The 23,938-nt window shown below is 35.0% G+C and carries 20 protein-coding genes and 1 riboswitch; of the genes, 16 read left to right on the top strand and 4 right to left on the bottom strand.

Annotation, left to right across the window (positions count from 1 at the left end):
* Position 1: 1 nt before the first annotated feature.
* From AC0L5Q_RS05645 to AC0L5Q_RS05605, 9 genes are all read left to right on the top strand, one after another.
* A complete protein-coding gene (locus AC0L5Q_RS05645; protein WP_473615416.1) occupies positions 2 to 1,327 on the top strand; it encodes an efflux RND transporter periplasmic adaptor subunit in 1,326 nt (441 codons plus the stop codon).
* Positions 1,324 to 4,428, top strand: a complete 3,105-nt coding sequence (locus AC0L5Q_RS05640; protein WP_473615413.1) for an efflux RND transporter permease subunit — start codon at positions 1,324 to 1,326, stop codon at positions 4,426 to 4,428. The genes AC0L5Q_RS05645 and AC0L5Q_RS05640 overlap by 4 nt, the downstream gene beginning before the upstream one ends.
* Before the next feature lie 24 nt (positions 4,429 to 4,452).
* Complete coding sequence (locus AC0L5Q_RS05635; protein WP_473615409.1) at positions 4,453 to 4,803, top strand: HIT domain-containing protein; 351 nt, start codon at positions 4,453 to 4,455, stop codon at positions 4,801 to 4,803.
* Between the two features lie 115 nt (positions 4,804 to 4,918).
* A riboswitch (TPP riboswitch) is annotated at positions 4,919 to 5,041 on the top strand.
* Positions 5,042 to 5,086: 45 nt separating this feature from the next.
* Entirely contained in the window at positions 5,087 to 7,234 is a 2,148-nt protein-coding gene (locus AC0L5Q_RS05630) for a TonB-dependent receptor (RefSeq protein ID WP_473615406.1), read from the top strand.
* Positions 7,235 to 7,353: 119 nt separating this feature from the next.
* Positions 7,354 to 7,620: a YkoF family thiamine/hydroxymethylpyrimidine-binding protein gene (locus AC0L5Q_RS05625; RefSeq protein WP_473615404.1), complete on the top strand. Its 267-nt coding sequence runs from the start codon at positions 7,354 to 7,356 to the stop codon at positions 7,618 to 7,620.
* Positions 7,621 to 7,647: 27 nt separating this feature from the next.
* Positions 7,648 to 8,271 carry a nicotinamide riboside transporter PnuC gene (gene pnuC / locus AC0L5Q_RS05620; protein ID WP_473615403.1) on the top strand — a complete coding sequence of 208 codons (624 nt, stop codon included), beginning with the start codon at positions 7,648 to 7,650 and terminating at the stop codon, positions 8,269 to 8,271.
* A 46-nt stretch (positions 8,272 to 8,317) separates the two neighbouring features.
* Positions 8,318 to 9,175, top strand: coding sequence for a hypothetical protein (locus AC0L5Q_RS05615; protein ID WP_473615400.1), 858 nt, complete (start codon positions 8,318 to 8,320; stop codon positions 9,173 to 9,175).
* Between the two features lie 77 nt (positions 9,176 to 9,252).
* Positions 9,253 to 10,335 (top strand): sensor histidine kinase, encoded by a 1,083-nt coding sequence (locus AC0L5Q_RS05610; protein ID WP_473615396.1) that lies wholly within the window; start codon positions 9,253 to 9,255, stop codon positions 10,333 to 10,335.
* The gene (locus AC0L5Q_RS05605) at positions 10,332 to 11,156 is read left to right on the top strand and encodes a LytR/AlgR family response regulator transcription factor (RefSeq protein WP_473615392.1); all 825 of its coding nucleotides are present in this window, start codon (positions 10,332 to 10,334) and stop codon (positions 11,154 to 11,156) included. The genes AC0L5Q_RS05610 and AC0L5Q_RS05605 overlap by 4 nt, the downstream gene beginning before the upstream one ends.
* Positions 11,157 to 11,338: 182 nt before the next feature.
* Here AC0L5Q_RS05605 and pyk read toward each other — a convergent pair whose 3' ends face one another.
* On the bottom strand, positions 11,339 to 12,790 hold the full coding sequence (gene pyk / locus AC0L5Q_RS05600; RefSeq protein ID WP_473615389.1) for a pyruvate kinase: 1,452 nt from the start codon (positions 12,788 to 12,790) through the stop codon (positions 11,339 to 11,341).
* Positions 12,791 to 12,838: 48 nt separating this feature from the next.
* A complete protein-coding gene (locus tag AC0L5Q_RS05595) occupies positions 12,839 to 13,687 on the bottom strand; it encodes a MurR/RpiR family transcriptional regulator (protein ID WP_473615385.1) in 849 nt (282 codons plus the stop codon).
* Between the two features lie 302 nt (positions 13,688 to 13,989).
* Between AC0L5Q_RS05595 and zwf the strand changes: the two genes are divergently transcribed.
* Genes zwf through AC0L5Q_RS05570 form a run of 5 tightly spaced genes read left to right on the top strand, consistent with a single transcriptional unit; the run spans position 13,990 to position 19,612 of the window.
* The gene (gene zwf / locus AC0L5Q_RS05590) at positions 13,990 to 15,459 is read left to right on the top strand and encodes a glucose-6-phosphate dehydrogenase (protein ID WP_473615381.1); all 1,470 of its coding nucleotides are present in this window, start codon (positions 13,990 to 13,992) and stop codon (positions 15,457 to 15,459) included.
* Positions 15,459 to 16,154 carry a 6-phosphogluconolactonase gene (pgl, locus tag AC0L5Q_RS05585; protein ID WP_473615378.1) on the top strand — a complete coding sequence of 232 codons (696 nt, stop codon included), beginning with the start codon at positions 15,459 to 15,461 and terminating at the stop codon, positions 16,152 to 16,154. The genes zwf and pgl overlap by 1 nt, the downstream gene beginning before the upstream one ends.
* A gap of 3 nt (positions 16,155 to 16,157) precedes the next feature.
* Positions 16,158 to 17,978, top strand: coding sequence for a phosphogluconate dehydratase (gene edd, locus AC0L5Q_RS05580; RefSeq protein ID WP_473615375.1), 1,821 nt, complete (start codon positions 16,158 to 16,160; stop codon positions 17,976 to 17,978).
* A 2-nt stretch (positions 17,979 to 17,980) separates the two neighbouring features.
* The gene (locus AC0L5Q_RS05575) at positions 17,981 to 18,955 is read left to right on the top strand and encodes a glucokinase (RefSeq protein WP_473615372.1); all 975 of its coding nucleotides are present in this window, start codon (positions 17,981 to 17,983) and stop codon (positions 18,953 to 18,955) included.
* A 9-nt stretch (positions 18,956 to 18,964) separates the two neighbouring features.
* Positions 18,965 to 19,612 (top strand): bifunctional 4-hydroxy-2-oxoglutarate aldolase/2-dehydro-3-deoxy-phosphogluconate aldolase, encoded by a 648-nt coding sequence (locus AC0L5Q_RS05570; RefSeq protein ID WP_473615370.1) that lies wholly within the window; start codon positions 18,965 to 18,967, stop codon positions 19,610 to 19,612.
* A gap of 155 nt (positions 19,613 to 19,767) precedes the next feature.
* Here the strand turns inward: AC0L5Q_RS05570 and gap are convergent, their stop codons facing one another.
* Positions 19,768 to 20,772 carry a type I glyceraldehyde-3-phosphate dehydrogenase gene (gene gap / locus AC0L5Q_RS05565; protein WP_473615366.1) on the bottom strand — a complete coding sequence of 335 codons (1,005 nt, stop codon included), beginning with the start codon at positions 20,770 to 20,772 and terminating at the stop codon, positions 19,768 to 19,770.
* 252 nt (positions 20,773 to 21,024) lie between these two features.
* On the opposite strand from gap, the gene msrB reads away from it, so the two are divergent.
* Entirely contained in the window at positions 21,025 to 21,402 is a 378-nt protein-coding gene (gene msrB / locus AC0L5Q_RS05560) for a peptide-methionine (R)-S-oxide reductase MsrB (RefSeq protein WP_473615362.1), read from the top strand.
* Between the two features lie 39 nt (positions 21,403 to 21,441).
* On the opposite strand, the gene AC0L5Q_RS05555 is transcribed toward msrB, so the two are convergent.
* Positions 21,442 to 22,251: a DUF2989 domain-containing protein gene (locus AC0L5Q_RS05555; protein ID WP_473615359.1), complete on the bottom strand. Its 810-nt coding sequence runs from the start codon at positions 22,249 to 22,251 to the stop codon at positions 21,442 to 21,444.
* A gap of 157 nt (positions 22,252 to 22,408) precedes the next feature.
* On the opposite strand from AC0L5Q_RS05555, the gene AC0L5Q_RS05550 reads away from it, so the two are divergent.
* Complete coding sequence (locus AC0L5Q_RS05550) at positions 22,409 to 23,857, top strand: glyceraldehyde-3-phosphate dehydrogenase (protein ID WP_473615355.1); 1,449 nt, start codon at positions 22,409 to 22,411, stop codon at positions 23,855 to 23,857.
* Positions 23,858 to 23,938 lie beyond the last annotated feature (81 nt).

The raw sequence follows: 23,938 nt of genomic DNA, 5'->3' as shown, positions 1-23,938 counted from the left end.
CGTGAAAACTATAAAAAAAATACTCCCTATACTTGTTTTAGCTGCATTTGGTATAACAGCGTATGTTGTTGTTTCTAATCCACCTACTCTTAAAAAATTTAAACAAGAAGATGTTGCTAAACTTAATATTGAAGCTGTTAAAGTAAAGTTAGAAGATTTAAAAATTAATGTTGAAAGTTATGGAACGGTAAAACCCCGAACACAAAGTGTTTTATATTCACAAGTGTCAGGACAAATCATTGAAATCAATCCTAAGTTTAGAGAGGGTGGTTTTTTTGAGAAAGGGGAAACTCTGATTGAACTAGACAAGCGAGACTTGTTAACCAGTATACAAATAGCGAAATCAGCATTATTTAATGCACAACAAGCTTTACAAGAAGAAGAAGCGCGTTCTGAACAAGCTAAACAAGATTGGATAAGGTTAGGAAATCAAGACCAAGCGCCAGATTTAGTATTAAGAAAACCTCAGTTAATGGCTGCTCAAGCGAATGTGTTCTCATCAGAAGCATCTTTATCGCAAGCTAAATTAGCGTTAGAGCGAAGCGATATCAAAGCACCTTATACCGGACGTATATTAAAAAAAGAAGTTGATATAGGTCAGGTTATTTCATCAAATACCAAGTTAGCTGAAATTTATGCTGTAGATTACGTTGAAATTAGATTACCGATAAAAAATAAAGACTTACCTTATGTTGTGTTACCTGAGCCTAATCGATTTACATCTACGGTTAATTCTGAAAAGGAGTTACCTAAAGTTGAGTTTTATTCCGATCTTATAGGTGAACAATCTTGGCAAGGAGAGATTGTGAGAACAGAGGGTGCATTAGACACTAATTCTCAGCAATTATTTGTAGTTGCGCAAATTAATGACCCATATGGTAAAGAAAATAGTGATATTAACCCAATAAAAATAGGTCAGTATGTTACAGCGAATATTTCAGGCAAAGTTATTGAAAACGCAATAGTTATACCTAATAAAACTATATATCAAGGTAGTTATGTTTATATTGTTGAAAACGACTTATTAAAAAGGGTAACTATAGATATTGCTTGGCAAAATAAGAATGTGGCAGTTATTAAATCAGGACTTTCTGAAAATGATTTACTGGTTTTAACGCCATTAGGACAAGTTTCTTCAGGAATGCGAGTAGCCGTAACATCAATTGATGGTATTCCTGCTGTTACTCCAAATAAAAGGAAAAATGCTCAAGCTATGAGAGGAAAAGGTGACGGTAAGTTAAGAAAAGAGTTAACACCTGAGCAAAGAAAACTCATGAAAGCGAAAAGAGAAAGTCAACAAACTAATGTTAATGGAGTAGAGCGATGATTGCTTGGTTTGCAAAAAATCATGTAGCGGCTAACTTATTAATGATCACCATTTTGTTGATGGGAGTGTTTTCATTAAAAAGTAATATCCCGCTTGAAGTATTTCCTTCAATTGCTTCTGAAATTGTAGAGGTAAAAGTTCAATTAAGAGGCTCCACACCTGAAGATGCAGAACTTGGATTAGCGATAAAAGTTGAAGAGGCTGTTCAAGATCTTGAAGGTATAGAAAAGTTGATCAGTACTTCAGTTGAAGGTTCCGCAAGTATCACTATTGAAGCTGAACCTGGCTATGATGTCAGAGAATTACTTGCAGACGTAAAAAACAGAGTGGATGCAATTAATACGTTTCCTGCCGGTATCGAAAATCCAATCACTTCAGTTAGACAAAACAAACGTGATGTTATTTCAGTAACTATTTCATCTGATTATAGCGAACGTGAAATTAGAGAATTTGCTGAAAAAGTAAGAGATGATTTATTAAACTTACCAGAGGTTACTCAACTTTCGCTGAATGCCGTACGTGATTACGAAATTATTATTGAAGTCAAACAAGATACATTAAAACAATATAATTTATCTATTTCTGACATCGTTAATGCCGTTAGAGTTAGTTCTCAAGATGTTTCTGGCGGAAATGTAAAAACAGAAGGCGGAGATGTATTAATACGTAGTAAAGGGCAAGCATATAGTCGAGAACAATATGAAAATATTGTTATTAAAACGAATCCTGATGGCTCTTTACTGCGTTTAATTGATATTGCAAAAGTAGATGACGGTTTTGGTGAAAGACCACTACGAGCTCGATTTAATGGCCAGCAGGGCGCACTGATTGATATTTACAGAATTGGGAATCAAAATGCGATTGATGTTGCCGAAGCGGTAAGAGAATATATCGACGATAGACAAGATACTTTACCAGAAGGTTTTAAACTTAATTATTGGGATGACGATTCTGAAGTTGTTAAAGGTCGATTAAATACTTTAATTACAAACGCTATTCAGGGCGGCATTCTTATCCTTGTGTTATTAACATTGTTTTTAAGACCTTCTATAGCATTCTGGGTATTTATTGGTATCCCTATTAGTTTTATGGGGGCTTTTGTTTTTATGCCGTTTCTTGGTGTAACCATTAATATAATGAGTCTATTTGGTTTTATTCTTGTACTGGGGATAGTGGTAGATGATGCTATTGTCACGGGAGAGAATATTTACCGACACACACATACATCTAAATCAAGCTTAGAAGCTGCAATTATTGGTACGAAAGAAGTTGCTGGTCCAGTTACTTTTGGTGTACTTACCACTGTTGCTGCATTTTTGCCTTTAGCTTTTATTGAAGGTCGACGTGGTGCTATATTCTTCCAAATCCCAGCGATTGTTATTCCTGTTTTATTATTTTCATTAATTGAGTCTAAGTTTGTTTTACCGTCACATCTAAAACATTTGAAACTACGTAGTGAAAAAACAAAGCAATCTAAATTCTCTATGTGGCAAGAGCGATTTGCTGATGGTTTTGAAAACGCAATTTTAAAATACTATCAACCACTACTTAAAAAAGCGGTAATGAATAAATTAACTACATTATCGTTATTTGTAGGTGTGTTTATATTGATCGGCGCATTTATTATGAGTGGCTGGACAAAATTTGTATTTTTCCCACGTATTCCAAGTGAAACAGCTCGAGCTGATTTAACAATGCCTGTGGGTACTAGTTTTGATGTAGTTGACGGTTACGTACAAAAAATGTCGAACGCAGCTAAAACACTTCAAGATAAATACCGGGATGAAGAAGGTAATAGTATTATTTTAAATACTCTAGCTATTACTAATAATGAAACAGGTCGTGTGCGTTTTGAAATTTTACCTGCAGATCAAAATACAACAGGAATAGGTTCTAGGCAATTAGTGAATGAGTGGCGTGATTTGATCGGGGAACTTCCTGGCGCTGAAGAGCTAACTTATAGAGCTGAGATTGGGCGGTCGGGTGCACCGATTGATTTTCAATTGATGGGCAATAATTTTGAAGAGCTAAAAGAAATAGCCAATAAAATTAAAGAAAAATTGGCAACATACCCTTCAGTTTTTGAAATTACAGATAGTTTATCTACGGGTAAAGAAGAGCTTCAAATTGTGTTAAATGCGCAAGGTTATGCTATGGGATTATCTGCTTCTAATGTTACTCAACAAGTAAGGAGTGCTTTCTTTGGTTCTGAAATACAGCGTATTCAGCGTGGTCGAGACGATGTACGTGTAAGTGTTATGTTTCCACGAGAAGAAAGAGAATCTATTAGTAGTTTAAGCGATATGCTCATTGAAACGCCACAAGGTGGCCAAGTACCTTTATCACATATCGCTAGCTTGGTTCCAGGGAAAAGCCCTGCAGCTATTAAACGTATTGATCGTTTCCGTAGTGTAAATGTTACTGCCGATGTAGATAAAAAAGTCACCAACATGACAGTATTAAGTGCAGATCTACAACCTTATGTGGATAATCTAGTTGCTTCATATCCCGGTGTTAAGTTGGTAATTGAAGGTGAAGCAAAAGAACAGGCTGACTCTTTTAGTAGTTTAGGACTAGGCCTTATTCTTGTGTTCTTTATTATTTATTGTTTACTTGCAATACCTTTTAGATCTTATATTCAACCAATTATTGTTATGTCAATTATTCCATTTGGTATCATTGGTGCAATCGTTGGGCATTGGTTTATGAGAATGGATCTTACTATTTTTAGTATATTAGGCATGATGGCATTAATTGGCGTTGTGGTTAACGATAGTTTAGTGTTAGTTGACTTTATAAATAAAAAACGTCAACAAGGTGCTGATCTTATGGATGCAGTATTAACCGCAGGGCAAACTAGATTTAGACCGGTATTATTAACGTCACTAACCACATTTTTTGGTTTAATGCCTCTACTATTTGAAAAATCAACTCAAGCACAATTCTTGATCCCAATGGCAATATCCTTAAGTTTTGGTATTATATTTGCGACTTTTATTACCTTAATTTTAGTACCTGTTAATTATTTATTAGTTGAATCCATTGTGCAGCGGGTTACGGGAAGTAAGAAAAGTTTATTGAACAAATCATTACCACAATAAATCATAATATTGATAGGAATTATAATGTCCGAAGAAACCATATTTTCTAAAATAGTTAGACAAGAAATACCAACGCCTTTGTTATATCAAGACGATCTTGTTACCGCTTTTAGAGATATTTCACCGCAAGCTAAAAGTCATATACTTATTATTCCTAATAAGTTAATTCCTACGGTGAACGATGTCACTGAAGATGATGAACTTGCTCTTGGGCGAATGTTCAGTGTTGCTAGAAAGTTGGCAAAGGAAGAAGGGATTGATGAAGACGGATACCGTTTAATTATGAATTGTAATAAACATGGTGGCCAAGAGGTTTATCATATTCATATGCACTTAGTTGGCGGCGAACCCTTAGGTAAAATGCTTTCTATTTAATCGTTTATTCTCCTATCTAATAGCATTTTATTATGAGATACATAATAAAATGCTATATAACTCCTCGTTTACCTTCTTCTTCACTGTACATTCGTTTAAATATTGTTAAAATTCACGCCAAACCAAGGGGTGCGAATACAATTTAACTAACGTTAACGTATTTGCTGAGATGTGTAATGCACAAACCCTCGAACCTGAACTGGATAATGCCAGCGTAGGAATGGGAATTTTACACCGCCATTAAATGCGCTGGTTCCATATTTTATATTTATATGAGAACCAAATGACAAACCAACTATCTACAATCGCTTTAGCGATATCTTCTGTTTTATTTTCTCAAACGAGTTTTGCCGAAGAAGCAAACACGACTTCTATAGAAGTGATTACCGTAAAAGGTGATTTCAGAGAAACTAGTCTTCAAAAAATCCCTAACGCGATTAGCATACTATCTGAAGAAGATATAAAGCGCCGTAATGCTCAAAATTTAGAAGAAGTTTTAGCATTAACACCTAACGTTAATTTTTCAAGTGGCTCACAACGAGCACGCTATTATCAAATACGTGGTATTGGTGAACGTAGTCAATTCAGCGAACCCATCAATCCTTCTGTTGGTGTAATTATTGATAATGTTGAATTTACCGGTATAGGTAGTGTTTCTTCTCTTTTTGATGTTGCACAAACCGAAGTTTTTCGTGGCCCACAAGGCACACGCTTTGGTGCTAATGCATTAGCGGGTATTATTAATATTGAAACTAATGCACCGAGTGATTCATTTGAAGGTGCTGTTAAAGTGACCTTGGGAAATTATGGTAGTAAAGGTGCTGGCATTGTTCTTTCTGGGCCTGCTAGCGATAAAGTTAAATACCGTTTAGCGGCTGAACAATATAACAGTGATGGTTTTATTGATAACATTTATTTGAATCGTGACGACGTAAATAACCGTGATGAATTAAGCCTTCGTGGTAAATTAGCTATTGAAGCCTCTAAAGACTTATCGATTGATTTAACTGTTATGCATTTTGATTTTGATAATGGTTACGATGCTTTTTCACTAGACAACAACCGCACAACTTACTCAGACCAGCCTGGTTTTGATACACAAGAAACAACGGCTATTGCTTCTACATTCAATTATAAAGGCTTGGATAGTGCTGATGTAGTGCTTATAGCGAGTTACGCAAATAGCGATCTTGGTTACGGCTATGATGAAGATTGGGCGTATGGTGAATATGAATACAATGCAGATGATTGGGATAATGGTCTTTATTTCCCTGATCCATGTATTACACCTACAGGTTGTTTAGCTGAAGTTGATGGTTATTCATCGACAGATTATTACTTTAGAGAAAAAGAAACACAAACGTTAGAGTTACGTGCTACTTCTAAAGAAGGTGATGAAATATTTGATGGTTCAACCTCTTGGGTTACTGGTGTTTACTATAAACAAGAAACATCAGATTTAACGCGTATTTATACATACGACAGCGACTTCTCGTCAACTTTTGATACAGAAACACTGGCAGCATATGCAGAGTTAGCCACCGTATTAACAGAAAATGTTACTTTAACAACAGGCTTACGTGTTGAAAATCGTGAAGCAGATTATGAAAATTCAACAAACTTCTCTGCTAAACCATCAGACACTATGATAGGTGGTAAAATTGTTCTGTCATATCAAACGCAAGATAGTTTAATTTATGCATCTATCAATCGTGGTTATAAAGCTGGAGGGGTAAATACCGACGGAACCCTCGAAGATAATCAGCGTGAATTTGATCCTGAATTTGTGATGAACTACGAACTTGGTTTTAAAGCCACCTACCTTGATGGCGACGCTTATTTAAGAGCTGCCGCTTTTTATATGGACCGCAAAGACGTTCAGGTGAAAATTTCATATCAAGTAGAACAAGCAGGCGAATTTATTGAATTTCTTTCTAATGCCTCGCAAGGTAAAAATTTAGGTATAGAAATAGAGTCAGGTTGGCAAGCAACAGATACATTAGATATATATGGTTCATTAGGTTTACTTGATACTGAATATGAAGACTTTTCATATCAAACTGAAGATGGAATAAAATCGTTATCAGGTCGTGAGCAAGCGCACGCGCCGTCATATCAATTTAACATCGGCGCTAATTACGCGATAACAGAAAATTTATTATTAAATGTATCGATAGAGGGTAAAGATTCTTTTTACTTCTCAGATAGTCATGATAAAGAATCAAATGCTTATGAATTGTTAAATGCATCAATCACTTATTCTCAAGACGAATGGAATGTAAGTGTATGGGCACGAAATATAACAGATGAAGAATACCAAGTGCGTGGTTTTGAATTTCCGAATGATCCACGCGATGGTTATACAACATCTGGCTACACTCAGTTAGGTGAACCTGCCGTTTTTGGTGTTACATTTAATTATGATTTTTAATTTAATAAACATATACTTAAAGAGTATTTAGTTGAAAAACAGAAGTATTAGAGCGAGCTATAAACGGTATATTATTACTGATAGCTCGCTTAATAAAAAATGAATAAGAGATAAATAAAATGGAAATATCAATAGAAATAAGTTTATACCCATTAGCAGAAGAAAACTTTAAGAAAGAAATATGGGACTTTATTAAAAAACTTCGTGAGGTTGATGGTTTAAACGTTGTTACTAATGGTATGAGCACGCAAGTGTTTGGAGATTACGATTTAGCCGTACATCATGTTATGTCTGAAATTAAAAAAGTTCACCATAGTGTTGATGCCGCCGTATTTGTTTGTAAGTTTATTGGCGGAAATAGATCAGAAGTGGAAGCTGAATTGTAATGATCAACTTATAATGGGTAAGTTTTAATGGACGTTATTTTAAATTATTATTCAACATTGTCTTTTCTAGAACTAGCTGCTGTTTTTACTTCACTCGCTTATGTGATACTTGCCGCTAAAAAAAACATTTGGTGTTGGCCGGCAGCTTTTATAAGTACCGCTATTTATACTTTTTTGTTTTATAAATTTTATTTATGGATGGATAGCTTTCTGCAAGTGTATTACATGGGAATGGCTTTTTACGGTTGGTATTGTTGGAATAAAACTACCGATGATTTTCATAGTAACAGTATTCAACTGAAAACATACTCAGCTAAAACGCATTTAATTTCTATAGCAATACTGGGTATTGTTTCTTTAGGTGTTGGTTTTTTTATGGATAAATATACCCCAACAGACTTTCCTTATTTAGACAGCGCGACTACTGTTTTTGCTGTTTTCTCAACCTATCTAGTTGCACAAAAAGTGATTGAAAACTGGCTGTATTGGATTGTTATTGACGCGGTTTCTATTTATTTATATGTAGAAAAAGGTCTAACGCCTACAGCCTTCTTATTTGGCGTGTTTATATTAATTGCCGCTTATGGGTATTATATTTGGCGACGAGAATATAAGGGGGATGATATGACCCATTCTGAATTATTTAATTAAATTACTCATGGTGAAATATATTTATAACCATAACCAATTATGCGAAATGATAAAGGCGCTACCGTGTTTTGTAGCACTTCATAACCCATCTTCACTAATTATTAATCGTATCGAAGCTGGACAAAGTAGTTTATGTTTTGAAGTTAAACATGACGATAAAAGCTACTTTGTTAAATATAACGATAATTTATCATTTTTTGAAAATGAACTGAAAACATCAAAAGCAGCTTCCCATATAGCATTGTCACCTAGGGTTATTTACGCAGCCAATGATTGGTTAGTAAATGAGTTTGTTTATGGTGAAACATTAGATAGAAGTGGTGCTTCAATGCCCGATAAAATAGGCATTGCACTTGATTTGATGAAGCAATGCCATTCATTGAAAGTTACCTTACCGTTATTAAACATAACAAAGATCATTACCCGTATAGTCAATAATTCTTGTTTTTCTAATGTTCAAAAAGATCATATACAAGCATTACTCTGTAAACTCCCAACACCGTTTGGTAATAACTACGTGGTTTGTCATAGCGATATTAATTTTTCTAATATTATTATGGCAAATAGCAGGGCTTGGCTAATTGACTTTGAATGCGCATGTTTAGCGGAAAAAGAATTTGAAATAGCGATGTTCTTTGCGATTAACTTACTTACTGCTGATGAGCAAAGCTATGCGCTTAAAGTGTATCAAGCATTAAATCCTAATGAGGGCATTAATATAAAAAGCCTAAACACTTATTTATTATATTCTTATCTTCTTAATGGCTTGTGGTATATTGAGAAAGTAGAGGAAACTATGAATGAATCTAAAATAATAAATTTTCGTACATTAGCGGCTAAGCAATTTCATTTGTTTGACCTTATCTGGCCTAGTGAGATGCCTTTAAAAAGCATTATGAGATAAGGCGCTAAAATGTTACGTCTAATTACCGTGCAGCGCCATTAATCCTGCCGCATAATAAATTATATAATAAAATAGAGATGTTTTTCGTGAATTGGAAAAGCCTAATAAGAGATAAAGATAAACTATTTTGGCTAATGCATACTATTGGTTGGTTTGGCTTTGCTTTGGTTCATTATTTAGGGTCTTTACTACACGATTTACGTGATATTTTTATTGTTATCGTTTTTCTTAATGCCTATTCTGGTTGGATGTTAACTGTACCGTTACGTTATATATATAGATACGTTTGGAATTTCAAACCTATTCAAATCGCGTTAAGCCTTATTGTTGTTTCATTTGTAACGGGTGTAATTTGGCAGGTAATTAAAAATTTAAATTATTGGGAAATATACCAACATGGTTATCGTCCTGAATACTTGATTTATTATACTAAATTCAGTTTATGGTCGTTTTATATAGTGATTAGTTGGAGTGTTTTATATTTTGGTCTTAAATATTATCAAATGCTTCAAAACGAAAAACAAAATGTATTAACAGCTAATACGGAAGCTCATCAAGCTCAACTTAAAATGTTGAGATATCAATTGAACCCTCATTTTTTATTTAACACCCTTAATGCTATTTCTACATTAATATTAGTGAAAGACAATATTGTCGCTAATGCGATGGTGACTAAATTAAGTGATTTTTTACGCTATACTTTAGATAAAGATCCAATGAAAAAAGTAACACTTGAAAGCGAAATTCAAGTACTTACACTTTATTTAGATATAGAGAAGGTAAGATTTGAAGAGCGTTTACAGGTTGTTTTTGATATAGATGAAAACTGCAATAATGCTCTTGTACCAAGTATGATTTTACAACCTATAGCCGAAAATGCCATTAAACATGCGATATCGGTACAGGAAGAAGGTGGTACTATCTCTGTTGCCGTAAAAGCTATTGGTCAATACCTATTCATAGAATTATCTGATGATGGCCCCGGTGCTGTTATTATTAATAACAACCTACATCGTGAAAACGGCATAGGGCTTGTTAATACACGTGAACGCTTACAGGCATTATTTGACAATGATTATTCTCTTATTGTGTCCAACAATATGCCAAAAGGTGTTAAAGTAAGTATAAGAATTCCTCTCCAAGTTGAAGCTGAAATATGACACAAGTTTTATCCACTATTGTTGTAGACGATGAACCGCTCGCCAGAAAAGGGTTAATGGTTAGGCTAGCAGAACATAAAGACATCAATATTATCAAAGATTGTAGTAATGGCCGAGAGGCGCTTGAAGCGATTAAAACACATAAGCCAGATTTAATGTTTATTGATATAAAAATGCCGGGTTTAAATGGGTTTGAAGTTGTTAATGAAATTATTGTTCAAAACTTATCTATGCCTATTGTTGTCTTTGTTACTGCATTTGAAGAATATGCATTAAAAGCTTTTGAAATACACGCCCAAGATTATTTATTAAAACCTGCTGACGATGTGCGAATTGAAAATGCATTAGAAAAAATTAGAGAACGTATTGCTAATAAAGATAACGCTGAACAAAAATTAAAACTAGCCCAACTCGTGAGCGATGTTACGGGTAATACAAGCCAAGATATTTTAGAAGCGATAGAAAACAACAAGCCGATTCATTTTAATCATTACTCTGATGTACTTGCGATAAAAGATGCAGGGGAAGTGAGTAGAGTACCTGTTAAAAATATTTTATGGATAGATGCCGCAGGTGATTACATGTGTGTGCATACAGCAACGGAAACCCACATTCTTCGACAAACAATGAAGCAATTAGAAGAAAGTTTAGATCCTAGAATTTTTATTCGTAGTCATCGTTCAACCATGGTTAACAAAAATTATATCAGTAAATTTTGTAGCCAGCTTAATGGTGAATATTATCTTGTAATGAGTAACGACAAAGAGTTGAAGGTAAGTCGAAGTTATAAAGATAAAGTAAAAAGTATTGTTAATTCGTAATTGATTACAAAAATGTAATTTATTACATAATTTTGATAATTTAACAAAAGGTTTGCGATCAAAACATTACGAATATATCGATTATATCGGGTATATTTGTAGTACTTTTGAAATAAAGATAATAAAAAAGGTAGCTCAGAGGCTACCTTTTTTATTATCTATTAAATAGGTTAAATAATTAATTAACCTAAGTGTTTTTCTTCTACTGTTAATATCTTAAGTGTATTTGTTGCACCAACAGTTTCCATTGAATCGCCGTGAGTAAATATTATTTTATCGCCCACTTTTAATTCTGATTTACCAATAACCATTTTAAGAGTTTCAGTTGACAAAGTATCGTTACCACAAGAAGTAGAGTCAAACTGTACAGGGTAAACACCACGATAAATAGCCGATCTTGTTAGCGTTTTACTGTGTCTTGAAACAGAGTAAATCGGTAAGCCAGAAGTAATACGAGACATTATTTTACTTGTTTGTCCTGACTCTGTAAGGGCAATAATTGCTTTAACGCCATCTAAATGGTTAGCGGCATACATAGCAGATAAAGCAAGAGTTTCTGAAATTTCAGTAAACTTAAGCTCTAAGCGGTGATTTGAACTATTTACAGAACGATGAGTTTCAGCACCAACACAAACAGCAGCCATTGCTTTAACTGTTTCTACAGGGTATTTACCCGCTGCTGTTTCAGCTGAAAGCATTACTGCATCTGTACCATCTAATACAGCATTTGAAACATCCATAACTTCCGCACGAGTCGGCATAGGCTGTTCAATCATAGTTTCCATCATTTGAGTTGCAGTAATTACAGCTCTGTTTAATTGACGGCTTCTAGCAATAATATGTTTTTGTTTACCTACTAATGCAGCATCACCAATTTCAACACCTAAATCACCACGAGCAACCATAACAACATCAGATGCTAAAATAATATCATCTAACACTTGGTCATCGTTAACTGCTTCGGCACGTTCAATTTTAGATACTAAAAGTGCATCACAACCAGCCGCTTCAGCAAGAGAACGAGCTAAACGCATATCAGCAGCATCACGTGGGAAAGAAACAGCTAAGAAATCAACACCAATTTCAGCAGCAGTTAAAATATCAGCTTTATCTTTTTCGGTTAATGCTGGAGCTGTTAAACCACCACCTTGACGGTTAATACCTTTATTATTTGATAAAGGGCCACCAACAGTAACTTCAGTAAATACTTGTGTATCTGTAGTACTTAATACTTTAAGCTGAACACGACCGTCATCGAGTAATAAAATATCATCAACGTTTACGTCTAAGGGTAATTTCTTGTAGTCGATACCCACTTTCTCTTGAGTACCTTCGCCTTTACCTAACTCAGCATTTAATTCAAATTTATCACCAACAGCTAGCTTGATTGGGCCATCTTTGAATGTAGATACGCGAATTTTAGGACCTTGTAAATCACCTAAAATACCAACATATACACCTAGTTCTTTAGAAATTTCACGTACAGTATTTGCACGATCAATATGGTCTTGAGCAGTACCGTGTGAAAAGTTTAGTCTTACAACATTAACACCCGCTTTTATAACGTTTTTTAATACTTCTCTATTTTCAGTTGCTGGACCCAATGTGGCAACTATTTTCGTTCTTCTAGGCATTTTAATCCTTAATTTTTTTAAATTAAATTAATTGGTAAGGGTAAATCTTTATTCTTTTCGATCAAATCTTGAGCTTCTTAAGCTGTCTTTGACTTTTTTAAGGTTATCTCTAAACTTAGTGCCACGTCTTAACGTAAAACCGGTTGCTAATATATCAATCAACGTGAGTTGAGCAATACGTGACGCCATAGGCATATATAAATCAGTATCTTCTGCATCATCGATAGATAAAACGATGTTACATTCTTTAGCTAATGGAGTGCCAGCAGAAGTAATCCCAATAACTGTAGCATCATTTTCTTTGGCTAAACTTGCCACTTCAACCAATGATTTAGTGCGTCCCGTATGAGATATAACTACTACAACATCACCTTGTCGGCTATTTATAGCACTCATACGTTGCATTAATATGTCATCAAAATAAACAACAGGCACATTAAACCTAAAAAATTTATTTAATGCGTCGTGTGCTACAACAGCTGAAGCACCTAAACCAAAAAATGAAATTTTATTAGCTTGAGTGAGAATATCTACAGAACGATTAATGGTTGATGTGTCTAAACTTTTACGTGCAAGTTCAAGGTTAGCCATGGTTGATTCAAAGATTTTGGTTGTGTATTCTTCAGCCGAATCATTTTCATCAACATGTCTATTTACATAGGGTGTACCATTAGCGAGGCTTTGCGCTAAATGTAATTTAAAATCAGGGTAACCCTTAGTGTCTAATCTACGACAAAATCTATTTACAGTAGGCTCACTGATATTAGCTTGTTTTGCTAAAGCTGCGATACTTGCGTGTATCACAGTGCCAGGAGATGAAAGTATAACGTCAGCGACTTTGCGTTCAGACTTACTAAAGGTGTCTAGTTCATTGGCGATTTTTTCTAATATATTCATTAATTACTAACCCTAGATCTTATTTTTAATAAACTAACTGTAATTTATTTTCTAAATGATAACAGAAAAAATGAAAATTTATTTCATAATTATTACTAATATAAAGAAAATGCTAAATATTGGCAAATATTTAATTGAAACTTCAACTTTTTTTGTAAAAATATTGTGCAAGGATAAGGGGGGAAGTCGTTTTTCGATAATGTAATAAAATTACAAAAAGTTCTTTACTGATGAGCTAGCACACGCTAAATTAGGGCTATAATAGGGTTAATAAGTAATAAACGAATTAGAGAAGTAATAATATGAATAATTTTGATAGCCAAGCACCAAGTGAAATCGTTATTTTTGGTGCTTTAGGTGATTTATCTCGCCGTAAATTATTACCTGCATTGTATCAATTAGATTGTGCCGGCTTATTAAACCCAGAAAGTCGTATTGTAGGTGTTGCTCGTCAAGAGCATGATTTAAAAGCCTTTGCTAGTCTAGTAAATGAAAACCTTACTAAGTTTGTTAAAGAAGGACTTAATGAAGATGTTTTAGAACGTTTCTTAAATCGTTTGGTTTATCAACAACTTGATTTTAAAGAAACCAGTTCGTTTAATAAATTAGCAAAAACACTTAAAGGCGCTAATGACACAAGAGTTTACTATTTCTCAACGGCTCCTGCTATTTTTGGTGACATTTCTGATGGTTTATATGCTGCAAATCTAATTACTGATAAAGATCGCGTGGTAATGGAAAAACCTATTGGTCATTGTTTAGAATCTTCAAAAGTTATTAATGATCAAGTATCTCGTTTCTTTAAAGAAAATCAAATTTATCGTATTGATCATTACCTCGGTAAAGAAACGGTTCTTAATTTACTTGTATTACGTTTTGCTAATTCGTTATTTACAACGAACTGGGACAGAAACAGTATTGATCATGTACAAATTACTGTTGCTGAAAGTGTAGGTATAGAAGGGCGCTGGGGATTTTACGACGACGCAGGTCAAATGCGTGATATGATCCAAAACCATTTACTACAAATATTATCATTGTTAGCAATGGAACCTCCTGCTGATTTAAGTGCTGACAGTATTCGTCTTGAAAAGTTAAAAGCAATTAAAGCACTTGTACCTATTGACCGTATGAACATTAAAGACAAAACAGTTCGTGGTCAGTACGCTGATGGTTTCTTAAATGGAAACGCTGTACCTGGTTATTTGAATGAAGAAGGTGCTAAAGCAAACAGTAACACTGAAACATTCGTTGCTATTAAAGTTGAAATAGATAACTGGCGTTGGGCTGGCGTACCGTTCTACTTAAGAACTGGTAAAAGAATGCCTGCTAAACACAGTGAAATTGTTGTTCATTTTAAAGAGCAGCCACATAACATATTCAAAGAAAGCTATTCAGAGTTGCCTGCAAATAAATTAACTATTCGTCTACAGCCAGATGAAGGTGTTGAATTGCAAATGATGAACAAAATTCCAGGTATCGCATCACAAATGCACATTCAAGAAAACAAACTTGATTTAAGTTTTTCAGATACTTATAAAAACGAACGAGTTGTTGATGCCTATGAGCGTTTAATGCTTGAAGTTATTAACGGTAATCAATCTTTATTTGTTAGTCGTGACGAAGTGGAAGCTGCTTGGACATGGGCAGACAGTATTATTGAAGCATGGAAAGAAAGTAACGAACCACCTAAGCCTTATCCAGCAGGTTCTTGGGGACCGGTATCTTCAATTTCTTTAATTGCTCGTGACGATAGACAGTGGGTTGAATAATGCAACAAGTTAATGATTTTAATACGCGTAATGAATTAGATGAAGCATTGGCCACTAAAGTTGCTAATGAGTTAAGTAAAGCTATTGCGGAAAAAGGTAAGGCGAGTTTAGCTGTATCAGGTGGGTCTACACCAAAGGGCTTTTTTAAAGCCTTATCACAAATTGATTTAGCTTGGGATAAAGTGACGATTACTTTGGCCGATGAGCGTTGGGTTGATTTTGAAAGTGATGCAAGTAATACACGTTTAGTACATGAAAATTTATTACAAAATAATGCAAAAGCTGCAACATTCTTCCATATTAAAAAGGGAGAACAGTTATCTGAAAGCACATTAACAGAGCTAAATATTGCGGCTAAAGAAAGTGTATTACCGCTAGATGTTTTAATTCTAGGAATGGGTGAAGACGGTCACACCGCATCATTATTTCCATGTAGTGATCAAATTGAGCAAGGTTTATCACTTAATAATACTGATGCGCTAATGAAAGTTGTACCTAAAACAGCGCCTAATAATCGTATTACATTCACTTTCTCTCATCTTATACAAAGTAAAAATATTATTTTACATGTGTGTGGTGAAAGTAAGAAAACAGTATTAGCGCAAGCTAATGCTGGAGCTGATTTTTTTGAAATGCCAATAAGAGCGTTCTTACAAGATCAAAAAGTCACTACACAAGTATATTGGGCAGAATAGTTCATGAAAAAAGAAATTGTAGATATTACTCAACGCATAATAGAACGAAGTAAGAACTCTAGAAGTGCATATTTAAAAAAGATCAGAGCCGCCAAGTCAACTACAGTTCACAGAGCGAGTTTATCATGTGGTAATTTAGCCCATGGCTTTGCTGCTTGTGGAAAAGAAGATAAGCAAAAATTACGCGGTTTGAATCACTCAGATATTGCTATTATCTCAGCATATAACGATATGCTTTCAGCGCACCAACCTTATCAAACATACCCTGATATTATTAAAGCTGCCGTTTCTGAAACTGGCGGTGTTGCACAATTCGCTGGCGGTGTTCCTGCCATGTGTGACGGTGTTACACAAGGTCAACCAGGTATGGACTTAAGCTTAATGAGTCGTGACGTTATAGCAATGGCTACGGCTGTTGGTTTATCTCACAACATGTTTGATGGCGCATTAATGTTAGGTATTTGCGATAAAATAGTACCAGGCTTAATGATCGCTAGTATGACTTTTGGTCACTTACCCACGGTATTTGTTCCTGCTGGTCCTATGCCATCGGGTATACCCAATAAAGAAAAAGTACGTGTTCGCCAAAAATTTGCTAAAGGCGAAGTAGGTAAAGAAGAATTACTAGAAGCTGAATCCGCTTCATATCATAGTGCTGGAACGTGTACTTTTTTTGGTACTGCTAATTCAAATCAACTTGTTGTTGAAGTGATGGGATTACATTTACCAGGTGCTTCATTTGTTGCTCCAAATACCCAGTTACGTGAAGAGCTAACCAAAGCTGCGGCACGTCAAGTAACTCGTTTAACCGAACAAGCTGGCAACTACATGCCTATTGGTGAAATGATTGACGAACGTTCAATTGTTAACGCTATTGTTGGGTTAACAGCTACAGGTGGTTCTACTAACCTAACTATGCACATTATCGCTTTTGCTCGTGCTGCGGGTATTATCATTGATTTCCAAGATTTTAATGATATTTCAGATGCTGTACCGCTTATTACTCGTATTTACCCTAACGGACACGCAGACATTAACCACTTTGAACAATCAGGTGGTATGGCACTTTTATTTAAAGAGCTTATTGAAGGCGGCCTAGTACATGAAGATGTTGAAACTATTTGTGGACGTGGTTTAACACGTTATACACAAAAACCTATATTAAAAGATGGTGAGTTAATTTGGGTTGATGGCGCAACTGAGTCAAGCGACAAAGAAGTTATAGCTACAGTTGCTCAGCCCTTTAAAGCTGATGGTGGTTTAAAAGTATTAAAAGGCAACTTAGGTACTTCTGTTATCAAAACATCATCTTTAAGACCGGGTTGTGAAATAGTTAAAGCACCTGCTGTTGTATTTGAAGATCAAAATGATCTTGATGCTGCTTTCCAATCAGGCGAGCTTGATAAAGATTTTGTTGCTGTTGTTCGTTTTCAAGGCCCTAAAGCTCGAGGAATGCCTGAGCTTCATAAATTAACGCCTCCTTTAGGTGTATTACAAGATAAAGGCTTTAAAGTAGCTTTATTAACTGATGGCCGTATGTCTGGCGCTTCAGGTAAAGTTCCTGCTGCAATTCATTTGTGCCCAGAAGCTTTAGACGGTGGATTAATCGCTAAAGTACAAACAGGCGATATGATTTTATTAAACGGTGAAACTGGTGAATTAACACTATTAGTAAGCGAAGAAGAGCTGGCTAAACGTGAAAATGCGCAATTTCAAGTGAATGGTCATCATGAAGGTTTAGGTCGTGAGCTATTTGGATTTATGCGTAAATCATTAAGTTCTGCTAATACCGGAGCTTGTTCACTGTTTGATCAGGACGTTTAAAAATGAGTTCATCGATTAATTTAGTTGCTGATATTGGAGGTACTAATTTAAGAATTGGTACCACGGATATCGAAGGCAATATCAGTAACCTGAAGTTATATCAATGTAATCAATTTTCTGGTTTAGCTGAAATTATTCAAGATTACTTATCAGAAATTGATACAAGTAATGCTGAACTTAATGCTTGTTTTGCAATAGCTTGCCCCGTTGATAATGATTTAATGTCAATGACAAATTTACCGTGGAAGTTTTCTAAAAAAGAACTTCAAGAAACGTTAAATTTAACTCACATGTATTTCATTAACGATTACACCGCAATTGCTCATGCTGTTCCGTTATTAAATAACGAACAAAAGGTTCAACTTGGTACAGGCGATGTTGTACAAGGTAAACCTATTTCAATCTGCGGCCCCGGCACAGGTTTAGGTGTTGCTAACGTTGTTAACGTAAATGGGCAATGGGTGAGTTTAGGTGGTGAGGGCGGTCATGTTGACTTCGCTCCTACTGATGAAACAGAAATAAAAATTCTTAATTTTTTACTTAAAAAGTACAAGCATGTTTCTTACGAGCAAGTACTTTCAGGATTAGGAATTCAACAGATTTATCAAGCACTAATGTCTATCAAAGGGCTTGAACCTGAAGCATTAGAAGCTAAAGATATTACACAAAAAGCAATCAACAATGAATGTGAAGTGTGTAAAGAAACATTAGATAAATTTTGTGAAATATTAGGAAGCTTTGCTGGTAACTTGTCGTTAACTTTAGCAAGTTTCGGTGGCGTTTATATCGCTGGGGGTATAGTGCCTCGATTTATCGAATATATTAAAAATAGTAACTTTAGAAGCCGTTTTGAAGCAAAGGGTAGGTTTGAAGCATTTAATCAAGCGATACCAACATTTGTGATCACCGAGCCACAACCTGGCCTACTTGGTGCAACTGCTTTTATTTGCCAAAAACTAACCTTAAAAACTGTATAAAGAGAAATTATGACGTTATCAAATAATTGGCAAGTATCGCCAAAAGATCTTTTTGCCATGGGACCGATTGTTCCAGTACTTGTTATTAAAGATGTAGCTGACGCTTTACCAATTGCAGAAGCTCTTCTTGCTGCAAATGTTAAGGTATTAGAAGTTACTTTAAGAACCCCCGCAGCATTAGATGTTATTAGCATTATTGCTAAAGAACTACCTGAAGCTGTTGTTGGTGCTGGCACAGTAACAAATAGAGCTATGCTACAACAGTGTCAAGACGCGGGAGCAAAATTTGCAATAAGTCCTGGTTTAACAAAAGACTTATTACAAGCAGGTAAAGAAGGTGATATTGCTTTAATCCCTGGTATTTCATCTATTTCAGAACTTATGGATGGTATTGACTACGGTTACGATCACCTTAAATTCTTCCCTGCTGAAGCATCTGGTGGTGTTAAAGCATTGCAATCAATTGGTGGTCCATTCCCTGATATTAAATTCTGTCCAACTGGTGGCATTAACATTAACAACATACGTGATTATTTAGCGCTACCTAATGTTGCTTGTTGTGGTGGTTCTTGGTTAGTATCAGACGAAATTATTGCTAATAAAAACTGGTCAGCAATTACTGATTTAGCAGGCCAAGCACTAGCTCACGTTAAATAATATTTATGTAGAGTGATAAAAACCAAGCAATGCTTGGTTTTTTTATGTCTGTAAATTTATGTCTGTAAAATAGATACAAAAAAGCCAAGCATTGCTTGGCTTCATTTCATTTATTAGCGGTAATGCCTGTTATAGCAAAACTTTAGTTGTAATAACTACTTGTTGTAGTTAATTACGTGCGCTGCTAAATCAAGAACTTTGTTAGAGTAACCAATTTCATTGTCGTACCATGAAACTACTTTAACAAACGTATCAGTTAATGCGATACCCGCTTTAGCGTCGAATACTGAAGTACAGATTTCACCAACAAAGTCGTTAGAAACAACTTGATCTTCTGTGTAACCTAAAACACCTTTTAATGCGCCTTCAGAAGCTTCTTTCATTGCTGAACAGATTTCTGCATAAGTTGCTGGAGTTTTTAAGTTAACCGTTAAATCTACTACTGAAACATCAGGAGTAGGAACACGGAAAGCCATACCTGTTAATTTGCCGTTAAGCTCAGGAATTACTTTACCAACAGCTTTTGCTGCACCAGTCGATGATGGAATGATGTTTTGACCAGCACCACGACCACCACGCCAATCTTTAGCAGAAGGGCTATCAACTGTTTTTTGTGTAGCAGTTGTTGCATGTACTGTAGTCATTAAACCGTCAGCAATGCCCCATTTATCGTTTAATACTTTAGCGATAGGTGCTAGGCAGTTAGTGGTACATGACGCGTTAGAAACGATGTCTTGGCCTTCGTATTTATCAAAGTTAACACCCGATACAAACATAGGCGTGTCATCTTTAGAAGGAGCAGATAAAATTACTTTTTTCGCACCAGCAGTGATATGTTTGCGAGCTGTTTCATCTGTTAAGAATAAACCTGTAGACTCAACAACAACGTCAACGTCAATGTCGTTCCACTTTAACTCTTCAGGATTACGCACTGCAGTAACACGAATAGTATTACCATTTACTACTAAGTTACCGTCTTCTACTTCAACAGTCCCTTTAAAACGACCATGAGTTGAGTCATATTTAAGCATGTAAGCCATGTAGTCAACATCAATCAAATCATTAATACCAACAACTTCAATATCATTTCTTTCTGCTGCTGCTCTAAATACGAAACGGCCAATACGGCCAAAACCGTTAATACCTACTCTAATAGTCATAATCTAATCCTAAATAACAATAATGTAGTAAAATTACATCATTTTGAGAAAAATTCAAGTAAAACTTACATTTTCGATGAAAAAACATGTGATCATTTTATTAATTTACGTCATAAATTTGAGGGATGTATTTAATGTTTTTTTAACAAAATAACGTGTAATTTATGGTTTTATTTTTCTATTTTAAAAGTTAACGGGAAAGTATGATGAACTTTGATATAGTTAAGTTATAGCTAAATTATAGGAAATACTATGAAAGACGAAGAGTATAAAAATAAGCTATCTGAAGAAGCTTATAAAGTGTGTAGATTAGCTGCTACAGAAAGACCTTTTACTGGAATATATAATGATCATTGGGAAGCAGGACAATACCTCTGCGCCTGTTGCGATAAACCTTTGTTTTCATCTGAGCATAAATTTAATGCCGGTTGCGGTTGGCCAAGCTTTTACAAAGCTGTGGAAGGTAATGTAAGTTACAAGCCAGATAATTCAATAAACATGAAACGAATTGAAATAACATGTACAGCTTGCGACTCTCATTTAGGTCATGTATTTGACGATGGACCTCTACCCACAGGGCAAAGGTACTGTGTTAACTCGTTAAGCTTAACGTTCACAAGTAAAGTGTAACCTATGTTGTAATAATACTTTTGTTGTTTCTTTACAACATTATGGCTTTTTGAATTCGCCTTTCAAAATTGTATCAAGTGTTTTTAAGGCTACATTATCCAAAAAGCTACTTTTTAAGTTAAACGTTTTAGCGTATTTTTCTAGCTTAACTCCTTTTATAGACTCATCATCAGGTGCATGGGTCTGTAATATTTTAGACCAAATATAAACTTGTTTATATTTTTTCTTATCGGCAAAAATTGTCGCAATAGACTTGAAAATTTCAGTATTGATTGGATCATTTTCATTTGTTAGTTCTAAAGCGTGATATAGCAAATTCAACGTTTTATTTTGATCTTTCTTGGCGTAATAAGTGGCTAAATTAAATTGTAAGCTGGGTGTTTCAAGTTGATGCGTATTTTCTAACGCTAAAAATGTTTGTAATGCTCCTTTATTTAAATGCCGTGTCCAATGGTAATACAGCAAGCTAGGGTGCTTTGAATCTTTAGTGTCGTCTGATATCTCTTTAATTCTTTTTTTTGCGTCAACCAGGTTATTTATACGCATGCTTTGTTTTTCTTTAAACTTAATATGTTCTATTTTAGATGCGTGTTCCATGCACTTAGCGTAATTTTCGTAACCAACAAGTTGATTGTATTGGTTTTCATCTTTTGGCGTTGTTTGTTGTGCAAGATTAGCAAAACCTATTGTTATTCGTTCTTTTTTACACCATGAGTCTTCTTTAAACTCATTGCATATTTTAGGGTGTTCATTACACAAATCTGCAAAGCTCGGCGCTTGATTACAGGCTGCTATAAATACACAGCTACTTATCGTTATTACGTGCATTAAATTATTTTTTCTATTCATTATGCTTAATATTCCTGCAATCTATAAAGTAATTGCATGTAACCTATGGTGAAAGGTTTTATGATCAATTACAATATGCGTGAATTTTCTTATACCAATCAGATAATAATTAATCATAGCTTATTGCGAAATTAACAGAAATAAAAAGGTTTAAATAATGACAAGTATTCTTGAAGAACAATATCAAAGTAGTTGGCAAGAACGACAAACTCTTGCTGAAAATATGCAACCTATTATCGGTCAATTATTTAGAAATAAAGGCATTGAAATTACCATTCATGGCCGTCCGTTAGTAAATGCATCAGCTATTGATATTATTAAAGCACATAAGTCAGTTGCTCTTCATGAAGAAACGAAATTAAGACTCAGAGAAAGCTATCCTTTTATAGAGGCACTAAGTAAGCTTCCTCTTGCACCAGCACGTATTGACGCAGGTAAATTAGCTTACCGTTATTTATTTAAAGGTGAGGCTAATGGCTTAACTATAGAAGAATTTTTAAGTAAAGAATTAAATAGCATTGCTAATAAAACACAAGAGTCTATGTCTCAAGACGTTGTATTATATGGTTTTGGTCGTATTGGGCGTTTATTAGCACGATTGCTTATTGAAAGAACAGGGCCAAGTAGTACATTAAATTTAAAAGCCATTGTTATTCGCCCTGGTAAAGCAGATGATCTTGAAAAACGCGCGAGTTTATTACGTCGAGATTCAGTTCACGGTGCTTTTAACGGTAGTATTACTATTGATAAAGAAAACAACGTAATTAAAGCGAATGGTGCTTTTATTCAAGTTATTTACGCTAAATCACCTTCAGAAATTGACTACACTGAGTATGGTATTAATAACGCGTTAGTTGTAGATAACACTGGTATTTGGAGTGACGAAGAAGGTTTAGGTCAACATCTTAAATCGAAAGGTGTTAGTAAAGTATTATTAACAGCTCCAGCTAAAGGCGATATTAAAAATGTGGTTTATGGTGTTAATCACAAAATGATCAAACCTGAAGACACTATAGTGTCAGCGGCTAGCTGTACTACCAATGCTATTACGCCAGTGTTAAAAGCACTTAACGACAAGTTTGGTATTAAAAACGGCCATGTTGAAACCGTACATTCATACACCAATGATCAAAACTTAATTGATAACTATCATCCGGCACCTCGCCGTGGTCGTAGTGCACCATTAAACATGGTTATTAGCACAACAGGCGCAGCAAAGGCGGTAGCTAAAGCATTACCAGAGCTTGCAGGCTTATTAACTGGTAATGCGATCCGAGTACCAACACCCAATGTATCTATGGCGATAATGAACTTAAACTTAAAAGAAAGCACAACTAAGTCAGACTTAAACGACTATTTAAGACAAATCTCATTAAATTCAGATTTACAAAACCAAGTAGATTACACCGCATCCACAGAAATTGTATCAACCGATTTAGTGGGTTCGCGCTATGCAGGTGTTGTAGACTCACAAGCAACAATTGTTGATGGTGACAGAGCCGTATTATACGTATGGTACGATAACGAATTTGGTTATAGCTGTCAGGTGGTAAGGGTAATGCTTGAAATGGCCGGCATTGAAATACCTACATTGCCACAAGCATAACAAACACCTTTAGTTTGATACTTAAAACAAAAAGCAACATATTGAAAAATATGTTGCTTTTTTTTGAGCATTTTTATCAAT

This window comes from Pseudocolwellia sp. G5-9 (assembly GCF_055808995.1).
The sequence above is the reverse complement of the archived record's forward strand: the minus strand, read 5'-3'. Positions and strand labels throughout refer to the sequence as shown.